Origin of the sequence: Winogradskyella sp. HB-48 (assembly GCF_049942685.1) — a bacterium.
Lineage (GTDB): Bacteria > Bacteroidota > Bacteroidia > Flavobacteriales > Flavobacteriaceae > Winogradskyella.
Genome location: NZ_CP187934.1, coordinates 1,949,761 through 1,968,425, shown reverse-complemented (window position 1 = coordinate 1,968,425; position 18,665 = coordinate 1,949,761). Strand labels below are relative to the sequence as shown.

Genomic DNA, 18,665 nt, shown 5'->3' with positions numbered 1-18,665 from the left:
ATAATTTTTTTACAAAAAATCTAGAGCCTGTTGACTTACATATTTCTACGATACTGTCCACCTACTTCAAAAAGTGCGTTTGTAATCTGCCCTAAAGTACACACTTTACAAACCTCCATTAATGCTTCAAAAATATTTTGATTATTGATGGCTTTCATTTGCAAATCCTTTAATAAATCTGAAGTATCATGAGCCTCGTGAAGATTTTGAAGTGTCTTTATCTGATTCTCTTTTTCCTCTTCGGTTGCTCTTATAACTTCTGCTGGCTGCACTGTTGGTGAACCTTTACTGCTTAAGAAGGTATTTACACCTATTATTGGGAATTCACCATTATGTTTCAAAGTTTCATAATACAAACTTTCCTCCTGAATTTTTGAACGCTGATACATCGTTTCCATAGCACCAAGTACACCACCACGCTCTGTTATTCTGTCAAATTCTAACAATACTGCTTCCTCGACTAAATCGGTTAATTCTTCGATGATAAAAGACCCTTGTAATGGATTTTCGTTCTTTGCTAATCCTAACTCCTTGTTTATGATTAACTGAATGGCCATCGCACGTCTCACAGATTCTTCCGTAGGTGTTGTAATAGCTTCATCATAAGCATTGGTATGCAATGAATTACAGTTATCATAAATCGCATAAAGTGCCTGAAGCGTAGTTCTGATATCGTTGAAGTCAATTTCCTGAGCGTGTAAACTACGGCCAGAAGTCTGAATGTGATACTTTAACATTTGGGCTCTTGGGTTAGCTCCATACTTATGTTTTAAAGCTTTTGCCCAAATCTTACGTGCTACGCGACCAATAACCGCATACTCTGGATCGATACCGTTTGAAAAGAAGAATGATAAATTCGGACCAAATTTATTGATATCCATTCCTCTACTGAGATAGTATTCTACATAGGTAAATCCATTGGCTAAGGTAAATGCCAACTGCGAAATAGGATTGGCGCCAGCTTCGGCAATATGGTAGCCAGAAATGGATACTGAATAGAAATTTCGTACGTTATTCTTAATGAAGTATTCTTGTACGTCACCCATCAAACGTAAAGCAAATTCTGTTGAAAAAATACAAGTATTCTGTGCCTGATCTTCCTTTAAAATATCTGCCTGAACGGTTCCTCTCACCTGAGCAATAGTCTTCGCCTTTATATCTTCATAAATATCTTTTGGTAAAACTTGGTCACCAGTGACACCCAAAAGCATCAATCCTAAACCATCGTTACCTTCAGGGATTTCGGCATTGTATTTAGGACGCTCTTTATCTTTATAGATGGCTTTTATCTTTTTCTCAACTTCATCTTGCAAACCATTTTCCTTGATATAAATTTCGCATTGTTGATCTATAGCTGCATTCATAAAGAAGCCAAGTAACATTGGTGCAGGGCCATTAATGGTCATACTAACCGAAGTCATCGCATCTGCCAAATTAAACCCTGAATATAGTTTTTTAGCATCATCCAAACAGCAAATACTAACACCTGCATTACCAATTTTACCATAAATGTCAGGTCTGTAATCTGGATCGTTTCCGTACAACGTTACCGAATCGAATGCTGTGGATAAACGCTTAGCAGGCATACCTAAACTTACATAGTGAAAACGTCTGTTAGTACGCTCTGGTCCACCTTCTCCAGCAAACATTCGTGTTGGGTCCTCACCAGTACGTTTAAAAGGGTATAATCCTGAGGTATAGGGAAATTCTCCTGGTACATTTTCTTGTAAACACCATCTTAAAATATCTCCCCAAGCCTGGTATTTTGGTAGCGCTACTTTAGGAATATCCGAATGCGATAGGGATTTGGTATGCGTTTCAATCTTAATTTCCTTGTCTCTTACTTTAAAAGTATAAACAGGATCTTTATAACGATTAACCTTATCCTCCCAACCTGATATGATTTCCCAATTGTAAGGATCTAAGTTTAATTTTACACGATCGAATTCTGCAATAAGCATTTTAATAAAATCCTTTTTGTCATCCTGGACATGTTTTAAGATCTCATCTTGATCTAAACCTTGCTTCCCTAAAAAAGACCGTTCCACTTCGCTATTGTTAACATTGCCAACAACACAAATCGTTTTAAAAATTCCATATAACTTTTGGGCTACATCTACCTGAGCATTAGCAGTATTATCGTAAGCCCTGTTGTTTTCGGCAATCTCAGAAAGGTAACGTGTGCGTGATGGCGGAATGACAAAAATCTTCTCACTCATTTCTTTAGAAATCTCGAAAGTAGATTTTAAATCGGAATCCGTTTTTTCAGCGATTTTATCCATTATTGCCTTATAGAGCGTATTCATTCCTGGATCGTTAAACTGAGAAGCAATAGTTCCAAAAACTGGCATTGTATCTGGATCCTCATGCCATAGATTATGGTTACGCATATACTGCTTCTTCACATCGCGCAAGGCATCCAGAGCACCACGTTTATCAAATTTGTTAATGGCTACCAGATCAGCAAAATCTAACATATCGATTTTCTCAAGCTGTGTTGCAGCACCAAACTCAGGTGTCATAACATATAGCGACACATCGCTATGTTCTAATATTTCCGTATCTGACTGGCCTATACCAGAGGTTTCTAATATGATTAAATCGTATTCTGCAGCTTTTAAAACTTCAACAGCTTCATTTACATATTTTGAAAGCGCCAAATTAGACTGACGTGTTGCCAAACTTCGCATATACACACGAGGTGAGTTGATGGCATTCATACGGATTCTATCTCCTAATAATGCACCTCCTGTTTTTCGCTTTGAAGGATCTACTGAAATCAATCCAACCGTCTTATTAGGAAAATCAATTAAGAAACGGCGTACTAACTCATCTACTAAAGATGACTTCCCTGCACCACCAGTACCAGTAATTCCGAGAACTGGTGTTTTTGAGGTTTTGTTTTTATTGTGAATAGTTTCAAGGGCATCCTTGGCAACCTCTGGAAAATTCTCAGCTGCGGAAATCACTCTTGCAATAGACTTTGGATTTTTTTCATTTAGTTCATTAACTTCTCCATTCAAGTGGTCACCAATAGCAAAGTCTGATTTTTCAACCAAATCATTTATCATTCCCTGTAAACCCATTTCTCTACCATCATCTGGTGAGTAGATTCTGGTAATACCATAATCCATAAGCTCTTTGATTTCTTCGGGAAGGATGACTCCACCTCCACCACCAAAAATCTTGATGTGTCCTGCTCCTTTTTCTTGCAGCAAATCATACATATACTTGAAGTACTCATTATGCCCTCCTTGATAGGATGTCATTGCTATAGCATTGGCGTCTTCTTGTATAGCAGTATTAACCACTTCTTCCACACTTCTATCGTGGCCTAGATGAATCACCTCTACTCCTGTGGCTTGAATGATACGACGCATAATATTTATGGCCGCATCGTGCCCATCAAAAAGAGAGGCAGCAGTTACAATTCGTACTTTATGCTTTGGTTTATATGGTGCGACTTGTTCCATTCGTAAAAATCTTGCTTAATTGAGGTGCAAATTTAGGGAATTTATAAAAATTTCAACCTTTAGTTAAGGAATGTTTAATTGAATTCGTCACAAACAAATACTTAGTCTTTTAAATTATCTTTGTAGTAACTACAAATCCTAAATTTATCATGAAAAGAATTTTTGCCTTACTTATTGTTTTTAATGTAACTGCATGTGCAGAACTGCAAGAGGTAGTGAATCAATTACCACAATCTGGTGGTGTAGGCAATGCGGATATCGCTGCAGCACTGAGACAAGTGTTAGATTTTGGCATTGATAAACAAGTTACTAAACTGACTCAAACCGATGGGTTTTATAAAAACGAGTTAGTAAAAATTCTTTTACCGGAAGAACTTCAAAAAGTTGATGACGCATTACGAAAAATAGGGCTTGGCAGCTTGGCTGACGAAGGTATAAAGGTCTTAAATAGAGCAGCGGAAGATGCCGTAAAGGAAGCAACACCAATTTTTATAAATGCGGTAAAAGATATCACCTTTGATGATGCTAAAAATATTCTATTGGGCGATGATAACGCTGCAACAACATATTTGACATCTAAGACACAAGCACAACTTTACGATAAATTTAAACCTATAATCAGTAACTCTTTTGGTAAGGTTGGTGCTGACCAAATTTGGAACAACCTCATAACCAAATACAATAATCTTCCCCTAACTAATGATGTTAATCCAGATTTAACTGATTATGTGACAAATGAAGCTTTGGAAGGAGTTTACACTATGATTGCAATTGAAGAGAAAGAAATTAGAAACAAGGTTTCATCAAGAACTACAGATTTGCTTAAGAAGGTTTTTGCTTTACAGGATTGATAAAATTAATTTTAACATATTTTTTTATTAACAACGCATAGCTTATTCACTTAATATTTAGTAAATTAGAAATCTAATCAACATTCTTTACCGTGCATAATTCAGAAAAATTGCTCCGAAAGAGGTTTAAATTAAATCAAGAGTACCTAAGATTAATTGAGGATGCATATAATCTTAGACAAACGGATCATGCACTTAGTGATTTTTCAGAATTTAAGGCTACAAAAGTTTTGAATCAATTAAATAAGCTCAAGTTTATTATTGGAGATTCAAAAATACAGGCTAATTAACTTTTAGGCTTGTATAACCCATCAAATGCAACTGTAACGTTTTTACCGTCTATTATTGTTTCCCATAATTGTCTTACTGTTCCATCTTCATTTTCGGTCCATGTAATACGATGATAAACTGTCTTTCCTTCAGAATTGATTGCCTCCTCTGTTTGTAATATCATTTGGTTAGCAACTTTGTTGCCTTTTATATGTAAAGTATGCCCTTGGTTATCAATCCAAATTTGTTCCCATTGCTTTGTTTTATAATTATAGAAATTATTACTAGTTCCTGTAAAACCAGCCATAGCACTAGTCCAGTTTTCTTGTAGTACACATCCATCTTGTATCTTTTCTATCGTGTTCTCACCAGCTTTTGTTCCATTAGGATTAGTAACTTCCCAAGTTCCAACCCAAAAATCGAATTCAGAATGTTTTTCAGTACAACATTTACAAGTGGAATTTTGCGCTATTAAAGTTGAATTTAATATAACTAAAGCCAACAGTAGTGTAATGTTTCTCATGACTGATAAAGTTTTACCGTAAGTTATTAAAGTACATTTAATTATAAGCTAATGTTAACATAACATTTAAACCAAAGAAAGTCAGCATCTTTGTATTGCAAAAGAGATTAAGTCTTAAAAGAGATTAGAACGGTTAGTTAGATTAAGGTCGGTATGCTAGTTACATACCGATTTTTTTTATGCTAAAAAATAACTTTTGAAATACCGATAGGATTTGCAAATTCGGCTTCCGTACCAAGAAAACATTTCCCCATCCACTATCATTATTTTTTTGCTTGGAAACTGTTTTTTAAACTCATCAATGTCCTTTTCTTTGAATGGATAAGGTTCGCTCGAAAGAAAAATACAATCCGCTTCTTTTATTTTCGGATGGTCTAATTGTATTTCAGGGTAACGCTCTTCATCTTCAAAAACATTAAAAAGATTTGCTTCATTGAGCATGCTGTGAATGAAGGTGTTTGACGCTGCGACCATAAAAGGATTCTTCCAAATAAAATAGGCTACTTTCATTTTATTTGATGTTGATCGCTGAGAGTGAAATGCCTCTTTTTCCGTTTTTATAACATTCACCAACCTTGATGCCTCGTTGAACTTATTAAAGATTTGACCATACGTTTTAATTAGCTCTAAACAGTCCTCTACGGTATAAATATCGCTTATATGTATTGGTGCGATAGACTTGAGTTTATCAATCATTTCCTTTGTGTTTTCTTCCTTATTACAAAGGATAATATCGGGTTGAAGCGCTATTATTTTTTCAATATCAACCTGCTTAGTTCCACCAACAATAGTTTTATTTTTTCGGAGTGAAGAGGGATGTACACAGAATTTTGTAACACCAACAAGTTCCTTTTCTAAACCTAAGTCTACTATCAATTCGGTTTGAGATGGCACTAACGACACAATTCGTTTTGGAGATTTGTTAAGTTGAAGCTCTCTATTAAGTTGATCTAAGTATTTCATTAGAAGATGCTAAAACAAGTTCAGCAAAACAAATTTAAATGTTCCAAAATTTCCTTCATCTGCAATTGCAATTCTTTAGCTTTTGCTGCTGCTGCTTGAGCAAAATCTTCATCTTGAGAAGCGTAGATAATACCTCTAGAAGAATTAATCAACAAGCCTACGTTTTTATTCATTCCGTATTTACACACCTCTTGAAGATTACCTCCTTGGGCTCCAACTCCTGGCACCAATAAAAAGCTATTCGGAATTATCTGTCTGATATCAGCTAAATATTCTGCCTTTGTAGCTCCAACAACGTACATTAAGTTTTCAGAGTTTTGCCAGGTTTTGGATGTTTCTAAAACTCGCTTATAAAGTTCAGTACCCTCAACTTTCTTCGTCTGAAAATCGAACGCTCCTTGATTAGATGTTAAGGCTAAAAGGATAGTGTGCCTGTCCTTAAATGCTAAAAACGGCTCAACAGAATCTTTGCCCATATATGGGGCAACAGTTACACTATCAAAACCTAAATCTTCAAAAAATGCCTTGGCATACATCGAACTGGTATTACCTATATCACCTCGCTTTGCATCAGCAATGGTATAAATTTCTGGGTGATTTTTGTTGAGGTAATTTATGGTTTTTTCTAAGGCTTGCCAGCCTTTAATACCATAGGCTTCGTAAAATGCCGTATTAGGTTTGTAAGCAACACAAAACTGATGCGTTGCGTCTATTATAGCTTTATTAAAAGTAAATATTGGGTCTTCCTCTTCTAAAAGGTGTTTAGGGATTTTGTTTAAATCCACATCCAATCCCACGCAAAGAAAGGATTGCTTTTTTTTGATTTGAGTGATTAATTGATTTGTTGTCATGTTATAAAAAAAGCCTCAAAATGAGGCTTTAAATTTTTAAATTACATTGTCACTAGCTTTTAACAACTCTGTGTTTTCAGCAAGCATTAATTCGTCTATTATTTTTTGAATATCACCATCTATGATGTTTGATAAGTCGTAAAGCGTAAAACCAATTCTATGGTCGGTTACACGTCCTTGAGGATAGTTGTAAGTTCTAATTTTCTCACTTCTATCACCGCGTTTAATTATACTTTTGCGTCTTTCAGAGTCTGCTTCTAGTTGTTTTTCTAATTCTCTTTCATATAAACGCGAACGTAAAACCTTCAAGGCTTTTTCTAAGTTTTTATGAGACGATTTCTGATCCTGACAACTCACAATCATACCTGTTGGCTCATGATGCAATTTAATTGCAGAATAGGTTGTATTTACCGACTGACCACCAGGACCTGTAGAGGTTGTACGCTCTATACGAACTTCGGTCATGTCTAACTCATAATCAAATTCTTCGACTTCTGGTGAAACCATTACTGTCGTGGTACTTGTATGTACACGACCTTGTGTTTCGGTTTGTGGAACACGTTGTACACGATGCACGCCTGCTTCAAATTTTAAGGTTCCGTAAACATCCTCACCTGTAACTTCAAAAATAATTTCTTTAAAGCCACCAGATGTTCCTTCGCTTGTACTTACTACGTCTACTTTCCAGCCTTTATCACTGCAATACTTTGAGTACATTCTATACAAATCACCTGCAAAAATACTAGCTTCGTCTCCACCTGCACCTGCTCTAATTTCTACAACAGCATTCTTATTATCGTCTGGATCTTTAGGTATGAGTAAGAACTTTATTTCTTCTTCGATCTTCGGTAATTCTTCTTTAGCTTCATCTAACTGCATTTTTGCCATTTCTACCATTTCGGCATCAGAGCCATCTGCAATTATTTCTTCAGCTTCAGAAATATTATCTAATAGTTCTTTGTAAACATCTCCCTTATCAACTATTTTCTTAAGGTCTTTATACTCTTTATTTAGCTGAATGTAACGCTTTTGATCTGCAATAATATCTGGTTGAATTATGAGGTCATTTACCTCATCGAATCGTTGTTTTACAATCTGTATTTTCTCTAACATCTCTCTTCAAAAAATTGGAAGTCAAAAGTACAATTTTTTACTCGATAATCGAGATTTAAGTATTTAGAAACTTGCTACTGACTTTATGATTTTATTGTAATTGTATTTTGTCGATGTTTTAAAAAATATTTTTTAGTCTTTTAGCGTTTTAGGTAGTATGCGAAAGCAGTTTACCTCTATACTAAACTACTATAAGCCGCTTGCTCTATGGTCTTTTTTAGTGACCATTGCTATTACGGTTATTGATCCAGGATTAATTTTAGCGCTTTGCACTAAATTATTTTTGGTTTTTCTACTATGGATAATGATTAGCGACAGAAAGCTAAGACAGCGACTTAAGTTTTATAAAATAAGAGGTGTATCTCATTTTAAATTCTTTAGCATTATTTTTTTATTTGATAGCTTAATTACTTGTGTTTTTCTATCACTCATAAAAGGGTTTATCTAAATGTAATACACTAAGGCTCTGAACTACCACCGGTCACTATACTGTCCAAATCTACAACAACACCAACACCAAGTAATTGTTTCCACTGAACTCTAGGTCCTTTTATCACTATCTCTTCGTTGGTGATTTCGTTTGTTTCAACCTCGGCATTAATATCATGATCATATCTTAGATGCGACCCTAAAGTTGCTTGCACATATTTGTTTACTTTCATCCCAAGGTTAAGTTCCCAATCTACATCTATATTGCCGAAATTCACTAAATAGTCAGTATATAGTCTTAAACGCGAGTTTAAATTTATGTTTTCAAAAACTTCATCTTCAAATTGACCGGTGAATAAAATACCAAATTCCTGACGAGTCTTCTCACCCTTTCTTACAACATTTCCATCCATATCATAAATAGCAGGTTTAACACCGAAAGCACCTTGGTTTGCCAATGCTTCATCTAACACAAATGTTGTTTTTAATGTAAGTGGAGATGCATACAAAGAAAATCTGTCGATATGCCTACCATACTCCATACCTGCACCCAAAAACACATAGCCCGGAGCCATAAACTTTGAAATAGGATTGCTATCGTTTGGGCTACTATATCCCTTTGCAAATTGTGTGTTAAAGCTAAATCTAGCAGAATAGAACCAATTGCTTTCAGGACTTTTCTCTAAACCGAAATTAGAGATTACCTCTATTATGTCTTCTGTTTTAAATAGAGACTGCTTTTCTTGTTTATTAAGCCCATAACGTAAGTTTAGGTAAGAGTTCCAAAAATAAGTTTCTTGTTTGTATTTAGCTGAAGCCTTACCGCTTAGTAGTGCTGAAATAGAGTTTGTCCCACCAGCATTCCAATTGGTAAAAGAAACTTGGTTAAGGTAAAATCCCGCTTCATTTTTCGTATTCCAACCTAAATTTAATTCTGACTTTGGCTCTGCTAAGAATAAAGAATCTGGCTGTGCAGAAATACCTATACTAAATAAAAACGCAAAAACTAAAACACACTTTTTTATATTCTGCATATTTTAAAAGTATTAATAAGTAAAAGTTCCGTAATCACTTTTTATGGTCAGTTTCTTTGCCTCAGATGCTTCTACCCTCCCAATAATCTGAGCATTTACATTAAATGATTTTGAAATTGAAATAATATCTTCAGCAATCTCAGGTTTCACATACAACTCCATACGATGTCCACAATTAAATACCTGATACATTTCTTTCCAATCCGTGTTAGATTGCTCTTGTATGAGCCTAAACAACGGTGGAATTTTGAACATATTATCTTTAATGACATGAAGGTTGTCTATAAAATGAAGTATTTTAGTTTGTGCTCCGCCACTACAATGCACAATTCCATGAATACTATCACTTTTATACTTATTAAGAATAGATTTGATAATTGGAGCATATGTTCTGGTTGGTGAGAGCACTAATTTACCTGCATCTATTGGAGAGTCCTCTACAGCGTCTGTTAGTTTTATATTTCCTGAATACACCAAGTCTTGAGGAACAGAAGCATCAAAACTTTCTGGATATTTTTTAGCTAAATATTTTGAAAAAACGTCATGCCTTGCAGATGTTAATCCATTGCTTCCCATTCCACCATTATACCCTGACTCATAATTAGCTTGACCAAAAGATTCCAAACCAACAATAACATTACCTTCAGAAATATTTGCATTGTCTATAACATCAGAACGTTTCATTCTTGCTGTTACTGTCGAATCTACAATAATAGTTCTCACCAAATCACCAACATCAGCAGTTTCACCACCTGTTGAATGGATAGTAACTCCAAATCTTTTTAAATCTTCTATTAATTCTTCAGTACCGTTGATAATTGCCGAAATTACTTCGCCAGGAATAAGATTTTTATTTCTTCCTATTGTAGAAGACAACATAATATTGTCTGTTGCACCTACACAAAGCAGGTCATCTACATTCATTATTAAAGCATCTTGGGCAATACCTTTCCAAACGGATAAATCACCCGTTTCTTTCCAATACATGTAAGCTAAAGATGATTTAGTACCAGCACCATCTGCATGCATGATTAGACAATACTCGTCATCATTGGTAAGATAATCTGGGACAATTTTACAAAAGGCCTTTGGAAAGAGGCCTTTATCAATGTTCTTTATGGCATTATGTACATCTTCTTTTGAGGCAGAAACACCTCTTTGGGCATATCTTTTGCTTACGGAATTACTCATTGAAATTCTTAATGATTCTTAGTAGTGCAAAAGTAAGAATAGTAATTAATTATTTAATTAAATTAGAATTTATTACAGTGTCAATATTCTTTAGTATTTGCTCTTTTCTCTTATTACCACCAAAGTAAAGATTAAGACCTAAACCAACCCTTAGAAAGGATTCGTCTTGATCTGGAATTATTAAACCTTCCATTTCATTGGAAAGTACAAAATTATAATCACCAAATAATTTTACACCAAATCCATCCATGAATATATATTCCAATCCCAAACCAAATTGAACCTTAGTGTGGGTTTCTTCAAAATAATTAGATGCATTGTAACCATAGCCACCAAAAACAAAAGGAGAAAATTCACTGTAAGGGCTCACTAAATATTCAAGATTAAGATCGAAGGACATAAAGCCTAGATTAGTTGTTTCGTCTAAGGCAATACTATATTTATTGAAAGATAAGTTTACATTCAGATTACTTATAATGTGATACTTATACCCTATTCTGAAAAAAATATCAAGTTCTGAATCAGGGTAATCACCAAGAATCATTGAAGTACCTACAACAGCATCGGTAACATGAGTCCCTCTCAGCTCTAAAAAATCCAACTCACGATAAAGCGCTCTGTTATTTTGCTGGGTTTTTTCCTCTTGTGGCTTTTCTTCTTGTGCTTCGACAAAATTGAGACTCAGAAAAATAAAAATTATTGTTAGGAATTGATTTTTATTTAAAACAATCATAAAAGCTTAATTAGTAAATAAGCTTAGGTCACTTAAGTATCTGAGGCTTCACAATATAGAAAAATATTTTTCAATCAATAAAAAAAATAAAAAACCGACAGAATAAAAAAGGATAGAATCATAATAATGATAATATCCTTTATTGAATTTTTAATGGCTCAAAGCCTTGTTAATATCTTAAATTTTAAGATTCCGTCTGTAGCTCAGGCTGTATGTTAACAACCTCATCCTTCACAACATCTTTTATGTCTTTAGAATTGTCTCGGGATAAAATTAAAGTCGCACCCACTAGAATAGCTACACTTAATAGTAACTTCTTCATTTTTACAAATATTGATTAATAGCACTACAAATATACTAAACAAAGCGCATGCAAAAATGGAGAAAACTAGTTTTTTTGCAACAATCTATAGGGTTTTCGACAATGGGACATTTGTTATCGACAAACAACACAAAATGTAATTTTTGAACCTAATTTTATACGTATAACTACGTACAAAGTTAAATTATACGGTCTTATTTTGTAAATAATAACTCTCTATATTTTGTTAGCGGCCATAATTCGTCGTCTATCATTAATTCTAGTTCATCACAATGATATCTTATATCATCAAAAAATGGTTTTACCTTGTTACAGTAACCATTTGCTTTCTTTTCGATATTGTTTTGAGAATTTAAACTTTTTCGTTCGTCAATCATTTTAGTTACCGAAGAATTTATAGCTTCAATATGTTTTGAAATCTGCTCAATAATATTCAATTGCTCTTTTGCAAAATCTTTAAACTGATCACCATATATAGTTTTAAGTCCTTTTACATTTTCAATAAGAATATTTTGATATCTAACAGCTGTAGGCACTACATGATTACGAGCAATATCTCCAATAACCCTACTCTCTATTTGAACATGAAGGATGTACTCTTCCATTTCTATCTCATAGCGTGCTTTTGCCTCAACCTCGTTCATTACACCAAGATTCTCAAACAACTCTATTGACGATTTTGCTACTTTAACTTTCAGTGCTTCTGGTGTTGTTTTATTGTTACTCAACCCACGTTTTTTTGCTTCTTTTTGCCATGCCTCGCTATAACCGTTTCCTTCAAAAAGAATAGCTTTTGACGTCTTAATATATTCTCTCAACACATTAAAAATAGCATCGTCTTTTTTCATGCCCTTTTTATCGATCAAAACATCTACTTCTTCTTTAAAATCGATTAATTGCTTAGCCACAATAGTATTTAAAACTGTCATAGGATTTGCACAATTGGCTTTGGAACCAACTGCTCTAAATTCAAACTTATTACCTGTAAAAGCAAAAGGTGATGTTCTATTTCTATCCGTGTTATCTAATAATATTTCAGGTATTTTACCTACTACATTCAGTTTTAAATCCGTCTTCTCTTGAGGTGATAATTTACCCTTAGTTACAGTTTCTAATTCTTCTAAAACTTTAGTTAACTGAGCACCAATAAATACTGAAATTATTGCAGGAGGTGCTTCATTAGCGCCCAAACGATGATCATTACTAGCAGAAGCAATTGCCGCTCTCAATAATTCTTCATAAGTCTGCACTGCTTTTATGGTGTTTATAAAAAAAGTTAAGAATTGTAAATTACTCATCGGTGTTTTACCGGGAGATAAAAGATTTATTCCAGTATCTGTGCTTAGACTCCAGTTATTATGCTTACCCGAACCGTTAACACCTGCAAATGGTTTTTCGTGCATTAAAACACTAAAATTATGCCGTTTAGCAACCTTTTGCATCACATCCATTAATAATGAATTGTGATCTACAGCAAGATTGGCTTCTTCAAAAATAGGTGCCAATTCAAATTGGTTTGGAGCTACCTCATTATGCCTTGTTTTAACAGGAATACCCAGCAACATACATTCATTTTCTAAATCTCTCATATATGCCATTGCTCTAGATGGTATACTCCCAAAATAGTGGTCGTCTAACTGCTGACCCTTTGCCGGTGAGTGCCCTAATAATGTTCTACCAGTGAGTACAATATCTGGTCTAGATGTTGCTAAAGCATTATCTATTAAAAAATACTCTTGCTCCCAACCTAAAGAGGCACTTACCTTTCTCACATTTTTATCAAAATATTTACAAACTGCTACTGCTGCTTTATCTACTGCATGCAACGCTCTTAATAAAGGTGTTTTGTAATCTAAAGCTTCACCTGTGTAAGACACAAAAACTGTTGGTATACAAAGCGTAGTTCCATAAACAAACGCAGGTGAGGTTGGATCCCATGCGGTATAACCTCTTGCCTCAAAGGTATTTCTTATACCTCCATGAGGAAAACTAGAAGCATCTGGTTCTTGTTGTACCAACTGGCTACCTCCAAATTTTTCAATAGCAACACCATCTCCAATAGTTTCAAAGAAGGCATCATGCTTTTCAGCAGTTGCACCTGTTAAAGGTTGAAACCAATGCGTATAATGAGTTGCCCCTTTAGAAATGGCCCATTCTTTCATTCCGGTAGAAATATGATCTGCCAAAACTCTATCTATTTTAGTCCCCTTCGTTATCGCTTCGATAATGCTAGACAAAGCTTCTTTTGTTAAATATTGACGCATGGCCGCCTCATTAAACACATTAGCACCAAATACTTCTGAACGCCTTTTTGGCTCTTCTATTTTTAAAGGTTTTCTCTTTAATGATTCTTTTACAGCGAAAAATCTCAATGTTGACATATTAATAAAATTATGGTTCAAAAGTACGAAATTATCAAAACCATAAGTACTTACCCCTTAAAAATTAGGGTTTATTAACAACTATTAATAACATTTTATCTAAAACCCCCTATATTTTTTGACTGTTTAAAAAAAAAGATAATATTTGCAACGTCAAATCATAAATCCTTTTACTAATGAGTAAATCTAAATTAGAGTACATATGGCTAGATGGTTATAAGCCTACTCAAAACATGAGAAGTAAAACTAAAATTGAAGAGAATTTTAGTGGAAAATTAGAGGACTGTCCTATTTGGTCTTTTGATGGCAGTTCTACCAGACAAGCAGAAGGTGGTTCTTCAGATTGTTTATTAAAGCCTGTTGCCATTTATCCAGATCCAGGCAGAAAGGATGGATATTTGGTAATGACAGAAGTGTTAAATCCTGATGGAACTCCACATGAGTCTAATGGAAGAGCTACTATTGACGATGATGACAATGATTTCTGGTTTGGTTTTGAGCAAGAATATTTCATAATGGATAGAAAAACACAACTACCTTTAGGTTTCCCTGTTGGAGGATACCCAGCACCTCAAGGTTTATATTATTGTTCCGTTGGTGGTCGTAACACTCATGGTAGAGAACTTGTTGAACGCCATGCCGATTATTGTATAGCTGCAGGATTGAATTTTGAAGGCATTAACCAAGAAGTAGCCTCTGGTCAGTGGGAATTTCAATTATTTGCTAAAGGTGCCAAGAAAGCTGGTGATGAAATCTGGGTTGCGCGCTACATGTTAGACCGTTTGACTGAAGATTATGGGTACTATATTGAATATCACCCAAAACCATTAGGAAAAGATATGGACTGGAATGGCTCTGGTATGCATGCTAATTTCTCAAACACAACCCTAAGAACTTGTGGTAGCAAAGAAACTTATGAAAAAATATGTGAAGCTTTTAGACCAGTGGTTAAAGAGCACATCGAAGTATATGGAGAGTTTAATGATCAACGATTAACAGGTCAGCACGAAACACAATCTATAGATCAATTTAGCTATGGGATTTCTGATAGAGGTGCCTCTATTCGTATCCCTATTATTACTGTAGAGAAAGGCTGGAAAGGTTGGCTAGAAGATCGCCGTCCTGCTTCTAATGCAGACCCTTACAAGGTTGCGGGCAGAATTGTGAAAACCGTAAAAAGTGCTAAAATTTAAGTAGCACAAAATGAAATAGAAGAAAGCTCATATTTTATATGAGCTTTTTTTATGCATCTATTTAAGTGCTAAGAAGATGAACACCATATAAGCACCAAACAATAACATACCTTTTAAACGTCCAATTTCAAAACGTTTTGGAATAAGAATTAAGGGCACTAAAATTGCTGCAAAAGCAATCATCCAAAAAATATTTGTAGACAAAATTTCTGGAGTTTCAGGATTTACAGCTATGGGCTTTATAATGGCTGTTAACCCTAAAACAGAAGAAATATTAAAAATATTTGACCCTATAAGGTTACCCAATGAAATGGCTTTTTCTCTTTTTAAGGCCGCAATTACAGAAGCTGCCAATTCTGGCACACTTGTACCTATAGCAATAACGGTTACTGAAATAGCATAATCGCTCACACCAACTGCTGTAGCTAACTGCTTAGCACCATCAACCAACCATTCAGAACCAAAATACAATCCTGCTGCACCTATGAGCAACCAAGCTACAATTTTAAAATTTGACACCTCAGCCAAAGCTTCGTCTACCTCATCTAAATTGGCCTTAATGGAGTTCCTAGAACTTCTAATAAGAATAAATAAGAATACTATAAGAGCAACAAAAAGAATTACACCTTCCAAAGCCGACAGTAACTCATCATTCTTCAAAAAATAATAAAGTGCAAATGAAACCAACATCATCATTGGCCAATTAAGTCTGTAAAAATCCCTATCTACAACTAAAGGAGAAATAACAGCGGTAATACCCAACACTAATCCTATGTTGGCTATATTAGAGCCTATTACGTTACCTAGAGCAATATCTGTACTTCCACCTAAGGCAGCTTGCAAGCTTACCAAAAGCTCTGGTGCCGAGGTAGCAAACGATACCACTGTCATACCTATAACAAGTTTAGAAATCTTTAGCTTAAAAGATAATCCCACAGATGCTCTCACTAAAAAATCACCACCAACTACCAACAATGCTAGCCCAACTATAACAAGAAATACACTCATCTACAACACAAATATTTAATTCATCTTTTTTAAGAATTGCGAAGATAATATTTCATTTTCAAAGCAAATAGAAACTAAAAGGAGAAGTAAGCTAAAATTTCATCAATCAATCAAAAACGGGAAAAGCCAAACTTAAATATTGAGTTTGGCTTTTCTATTTTGTTTTAAGTTATTTATTCAACGACTATTTTCCTTGTTACAAATCCTTTTTCATTTTTAAGTTTTAATAAATACAAACCTGACGCTAAATCCAAATCAACATAATTATCTATAGAGTTATATTGTCTTAATCTTTTCCCTTCCACAGAATAGACTTCAACACTGACCGCATCAGTTGCATTTATATACAACCTACCAGATGTTGGGTTTGGATATAATGAAATAGTATTCAACTCATTCTCTTCAATGCTCAGTGGCTGACTCCAAACTTCACCTACATTATTTCCCCAAATATATTCTACCAAATCTGGTTGATCTATAAACGGATTTCTATTAAACTGCCAAGTGTAAACCACGTTGTTTCTGTTCATTTCAAAATCGTCTGGCGGATCATTTCTATGCCAATCCAGCAACGTTGCCAAATCACCTAATTGCCCAGTTATATCAGGAAATCCATTTACCACCTGTAGTCCGTTGTAACGTATTTCCATATACAACACACTGCGCGCTACATCACCTCTAAAACTACCCAATGTGCCAGTAGGGCCAATATATTGACCATAGTGTTGATTACCACGTGAACTATTTTCTACGGCATCAACAGCACGCAAAGCATGGGCATCAGAGTTACCATGTCTAAGCGAATCGGCTTCGGTTGTCCAAAACACATCAATACCATCTGCAATTTCATCTTCTTCAATATCATCAAATCCACCTCTAGAACGCGGAAATGTGTGCTCTCTATTCCACTTTCCTGTACCGTCACTACCGGTTTGCAAATCTAATTTTGCTCGACCTTCTTCGGTATACAGTAGCCATACCTGATTACTATTTTCTGGGTTTTGATCTGCTTCAAGTAAAATATCAACAACATCTGCATACGTTTGTGCCCTCACTACTGTTGGATCTGCAATAATATCTTGTAATGCTTGTCTTAATGCTAAATCAGACAAGCCATCTAGACTATCGTAGTAACCCTCTGGTTGTGTACTCTGAACCATTCCTGTCGTTGGATTAATAGGTGTTCCCCAAGCTTCAACCGTAAAGTCATTATCCACTACTCTAACCTCCACAAAATTATTTCCTGGAACAATTGGTTCTTCTAAATCTGAAAACTGAATTCTTATCTCCTCATCACCTTCATCATCAGAATCGTCTGTTAGAGTAATAGTTGTAGAGGTTGAATTGGTTCCGTTTGAAATAGTGAGGTTGGTATTACCTGAAAAATCTGAAGTATTAAACCCCAAATTATTAAGGCTAATCGTAAAATTTAAATCTGAAGTTACATTAGTTTCCGCAGTAAATGTGATATCAAAAGATGAACCTTCATCATATTGTGTGTCTGAAACAGTAATTTGAATAGGATTAATTGCAATACCCGACCCATTATTTTCGCGTCTTGGAGTTGGTGTTGCTGTTGCATAGGATTCTACTCCCATGCCATCTACAAAGCGTTGTATGGATCTTTCGGTAGAATTCGTTCCATTATCATTATATTGAACAGTTTCGCCTAACAAACCCATAAGTACAGTATCATCTGCATCATTAGTGCCATAGACCATAGCATCAATAAGATTATTTTGAGTTGCCAAAGTACCTTCAGGAAAATCGCTTACAGAAGCTTGGTAAATACCAACTGCATCTGCACCATTTTGAATAACGTTTTCTGATATTATTAACTGAGGAAATGGATATACACCTTCACTTCCTATTACCAATAACCCATTAATGTCTGTTTGGTAACCATTAAGATCTATAACCATATAGCTAGAATCTGCACCGCTTGAAGACCCATTAAAGAACACCAAAATATAACCATCAGTTGAAAAATTTGGTGTTTGTGATTTCAGCTCTATAAACTCCGCTGTATCTGTACTTGGAGAATCCGGATCTAACTCATTAATAATCAAAACCTGACTCCAAGCATTATGACATAGAACTAATACCAAAACAAATAAGAATTGTTTCATCTTTTATTTTTTTTCCAAAGATAAAGGTAAAAAAGACTATAAATGTTAATTAAAAATTATTAACAAAAGCTAATTGAATCATACTATAATATTTACCATAAAATAAACCCTCAAAAAGATGAAAAGTTAAAAATTGAGATTTTTAAAGATGAAATGCCTCTACGATTTAAAAAGTTATTCCAAAAACCCTCTACAAACATG

General features: G+C 34.7%; 15 protein-coding genes. 3 read left to right on the top strand and 12 right to left on the bottom strand.

Translation table 11 applies throughout. The features are described 5' to 3' along the window. Window positions 1-35 precede the first annotated feature (35 nt). Complete coding sequence (locus ACPX19_RS08835) at window positions 36-3,473, bottom strand: methylmalonyl-CoA mutase family protein (RefSeq protein ID WP_426429640.1); 3,438 nt, start codon at window positions 3,471-3,473, stop codon at window positions 36-38. 149 nt (window positions 3,474-3,622) lie between these two features. On the opposite strand from ACPX19_RS08835, the gene ACPX19_RS08830 reads away from it, so the two are divergent. Together ACPX19_RS08830 and ACPX19_RS08825 are read left to right on the top strand one after the other, a co-directional pair. Further along, entirely contained in the window at window positions 3,623-4,324 is a 702-nt protein-coding gene (locus ACPX19_RS08830) for a DUF4197 domain-containing protein (protein WP_426429639.1), read from the top strand. Between the two features lie 92 nt (window positions 4,325-4,416). Beyond that, on the top strand, window positions 4,417-4,614 hold the full coding sequence (locus ACPX19_RS08825; RefSeq protein ID WP_426429638.1) for a Lacal_2735 family protein: 198 nt from the start codon (window positions 4,417-4,419) through the stop codon (window positions 4,612-4,614). Here the strand turns inward: ACPX19_RS08825 and ACPX19_RS08820 are convergent. The 9 genes from ACPX19_RS08820 to ACPX19_RS08780 all read right to left on the bottom strand — a co-directional run bounded on the left by ACPX19_RS08820 (window position 4,611) and on the right by ACPX19_RS08780 (window position 14,134). Continuing rightward, window positions 4,611-5,117: a hypothetical protein gene (locus ACPX19_RS08820; RefSeq protein ID WP_426429637.1), complete on the bottom strand. Its 507-nt coding sequence runs from the start codon at window positions 5,115-5,117 to the stop codon at window positions 4,611-4,613. The two genes, ACPX19_RS08825 and ACPX19_RS08820, sit on opposite strands and share 4 nt — an antisense overlap. Before the next feature lie 177 nt (window positions 5,118-5,294). Then, window positions 5,295-6,080 (bottom strand): ABC transporter substrate-binding protein, encoded by a 786-nt coding sequence (locus tag ACPX19_RS08815; RefSeq protein ID WP_426429636.1) that lies wholly within the window; start codon window positions 6,078-6,080, stop codon window positions 5,295-5,297. Window positions 6,081-6,100: 20 nt separating this feature from the next. After that, window positions 6,101-6,931, bottom strand: coding sequence for an orotidine-5'-phosphate decarboxylase (gene pyrF / locus ACPX19_RS08810; RefSeq protein ID WP_426429635.1), 831 nt, complete (start codon window positions 6,929-6,931; stop codon window positions 6,101-6,103). A gap of 36 nt (window positions 6,932-6,967) precedes the next feature. Continuing rightward, entirely contained in the window at window positions 6,968-8,044 is a 1,077-nt protein-coding gene (prfA, locus tag ACPX19_RS08805) for a peptide chain release factor 1 (RefSeq protein ID WP_426429634.1), read from the bottom strand. 458 nt (window positions 8,045-8,502) lie between these two features. Next, the gene (locus ACPX19_RS08800; protein WP_426429633.1) at window positions 8,503-9,507 is read right to left on the bottom strand and encodes a DUF3078 domain-containing protein; all 1,005 of its coding nucleotides are present in this window, start codon (window positions 9,505-9,507) and stop codon (window positions 8,503-8,505) included. A gap of 12 nt (window positions 9,508-9,519) precedes the next feature. Beyond that, the gene (locus ACPX19_RS08795) at window positions 9,520-10,698 is read right to left on the bottom strand and encodes an AIR synthase related protein (protein WP_426429632.1); all 1,179 of its coding nucleotides are present in this window, start codon (window positions 10,696-10,698) and stop codon (window positions 9,520-9,522) included. A 49-nt stretch (window positions 10,699-10,747) separates the two neighbouring features. Next, on the bottom strand, window positions 10,748-11,431 hold the full coding sequence (locus tag ACPX19_RS08790) for an outer membrane beta-barrel protein (RefSeq protein ID WP_426429631.1): 684 nt from the start codon (window positions 11,429-11,431) through the stop codon (window positions 10,748-10,750). A gap of 184 nt (window positions 11,432-11,615) precedes the next feature. Beyond that, complete coding sequence (locus ACPX19_RS08785) at window positions 11,616-11,753, bottom strand: hypothetical protein (RefSeq protein WP_426429630.1); 138 nt, start codon at window positions 11,751-11,753, stop codon at window positions 11,616-11,618. Window positions 11,754-11,947: 194 nt separating this feature from the next. After that, entirely contained in the window at window positions 11,948-14,134 is a 2,187-nt protein-coding gene (locus ACPX19_RS08780; protein WP_426429629.1) for a glutamine synthetase III, read from the bottom strand. 176 nt (window positions 14,135-14,310) lie between these two features. On the opposite strand from ACPX19_RS08780, the gene ACPX19_RS08775 reads away from it, so the two are divergent. Further along, window positions 14,311-15,327 carry a glutamine synthetase beta-grasp domain-containing protein gene (locus ACPX19_RS08775; RefSeq protein WP_426429628.1) on the top strand — a complete coding sequence of 339 codons (1,017 nt, stop codon included), beginning with the start codon at window positions 14,311-14,313 and terminating at the stop codon, window positions 15,325-15,327. A 57-nt stretch (window positions 15,328-15,384) separates the two neighbouring features. On the opposite strand, the gene ACPX19_RS08770 is transcribed toward ACPX19_RS08775, so the two are convergent. Together ACPX19_RS08770 and ACPX19_RS08765 are read right to left on the bottom strand one after the other, a co-directional pair. Then, window positions 15,385-16,335 (bottom strand): calcium/sodium antiporter, encoded by a 951-nt coding sequence (locus tag ACPX19_RS08770; RefSeq protein ID WP_426429627.1) that lies wholly within the window; start codon window positions 16,333-16,335, stop codon window positions 15,385-15,387. Between the two features lie 173 nt (window positions 16,336-16,508). Then, on the bottom strand, window positions 16,509-18,464 hold the full coding sequence (locus ACPX19_RS08765; protein WP_426429626.1) for an endonuclease: 1,956 nt from the start codon (window positions 18,462-18,464) through the stop codon (window positions 16,509-16,511). Window positions 18,465-18,665 lie beyond the last annotated feature (201 nt).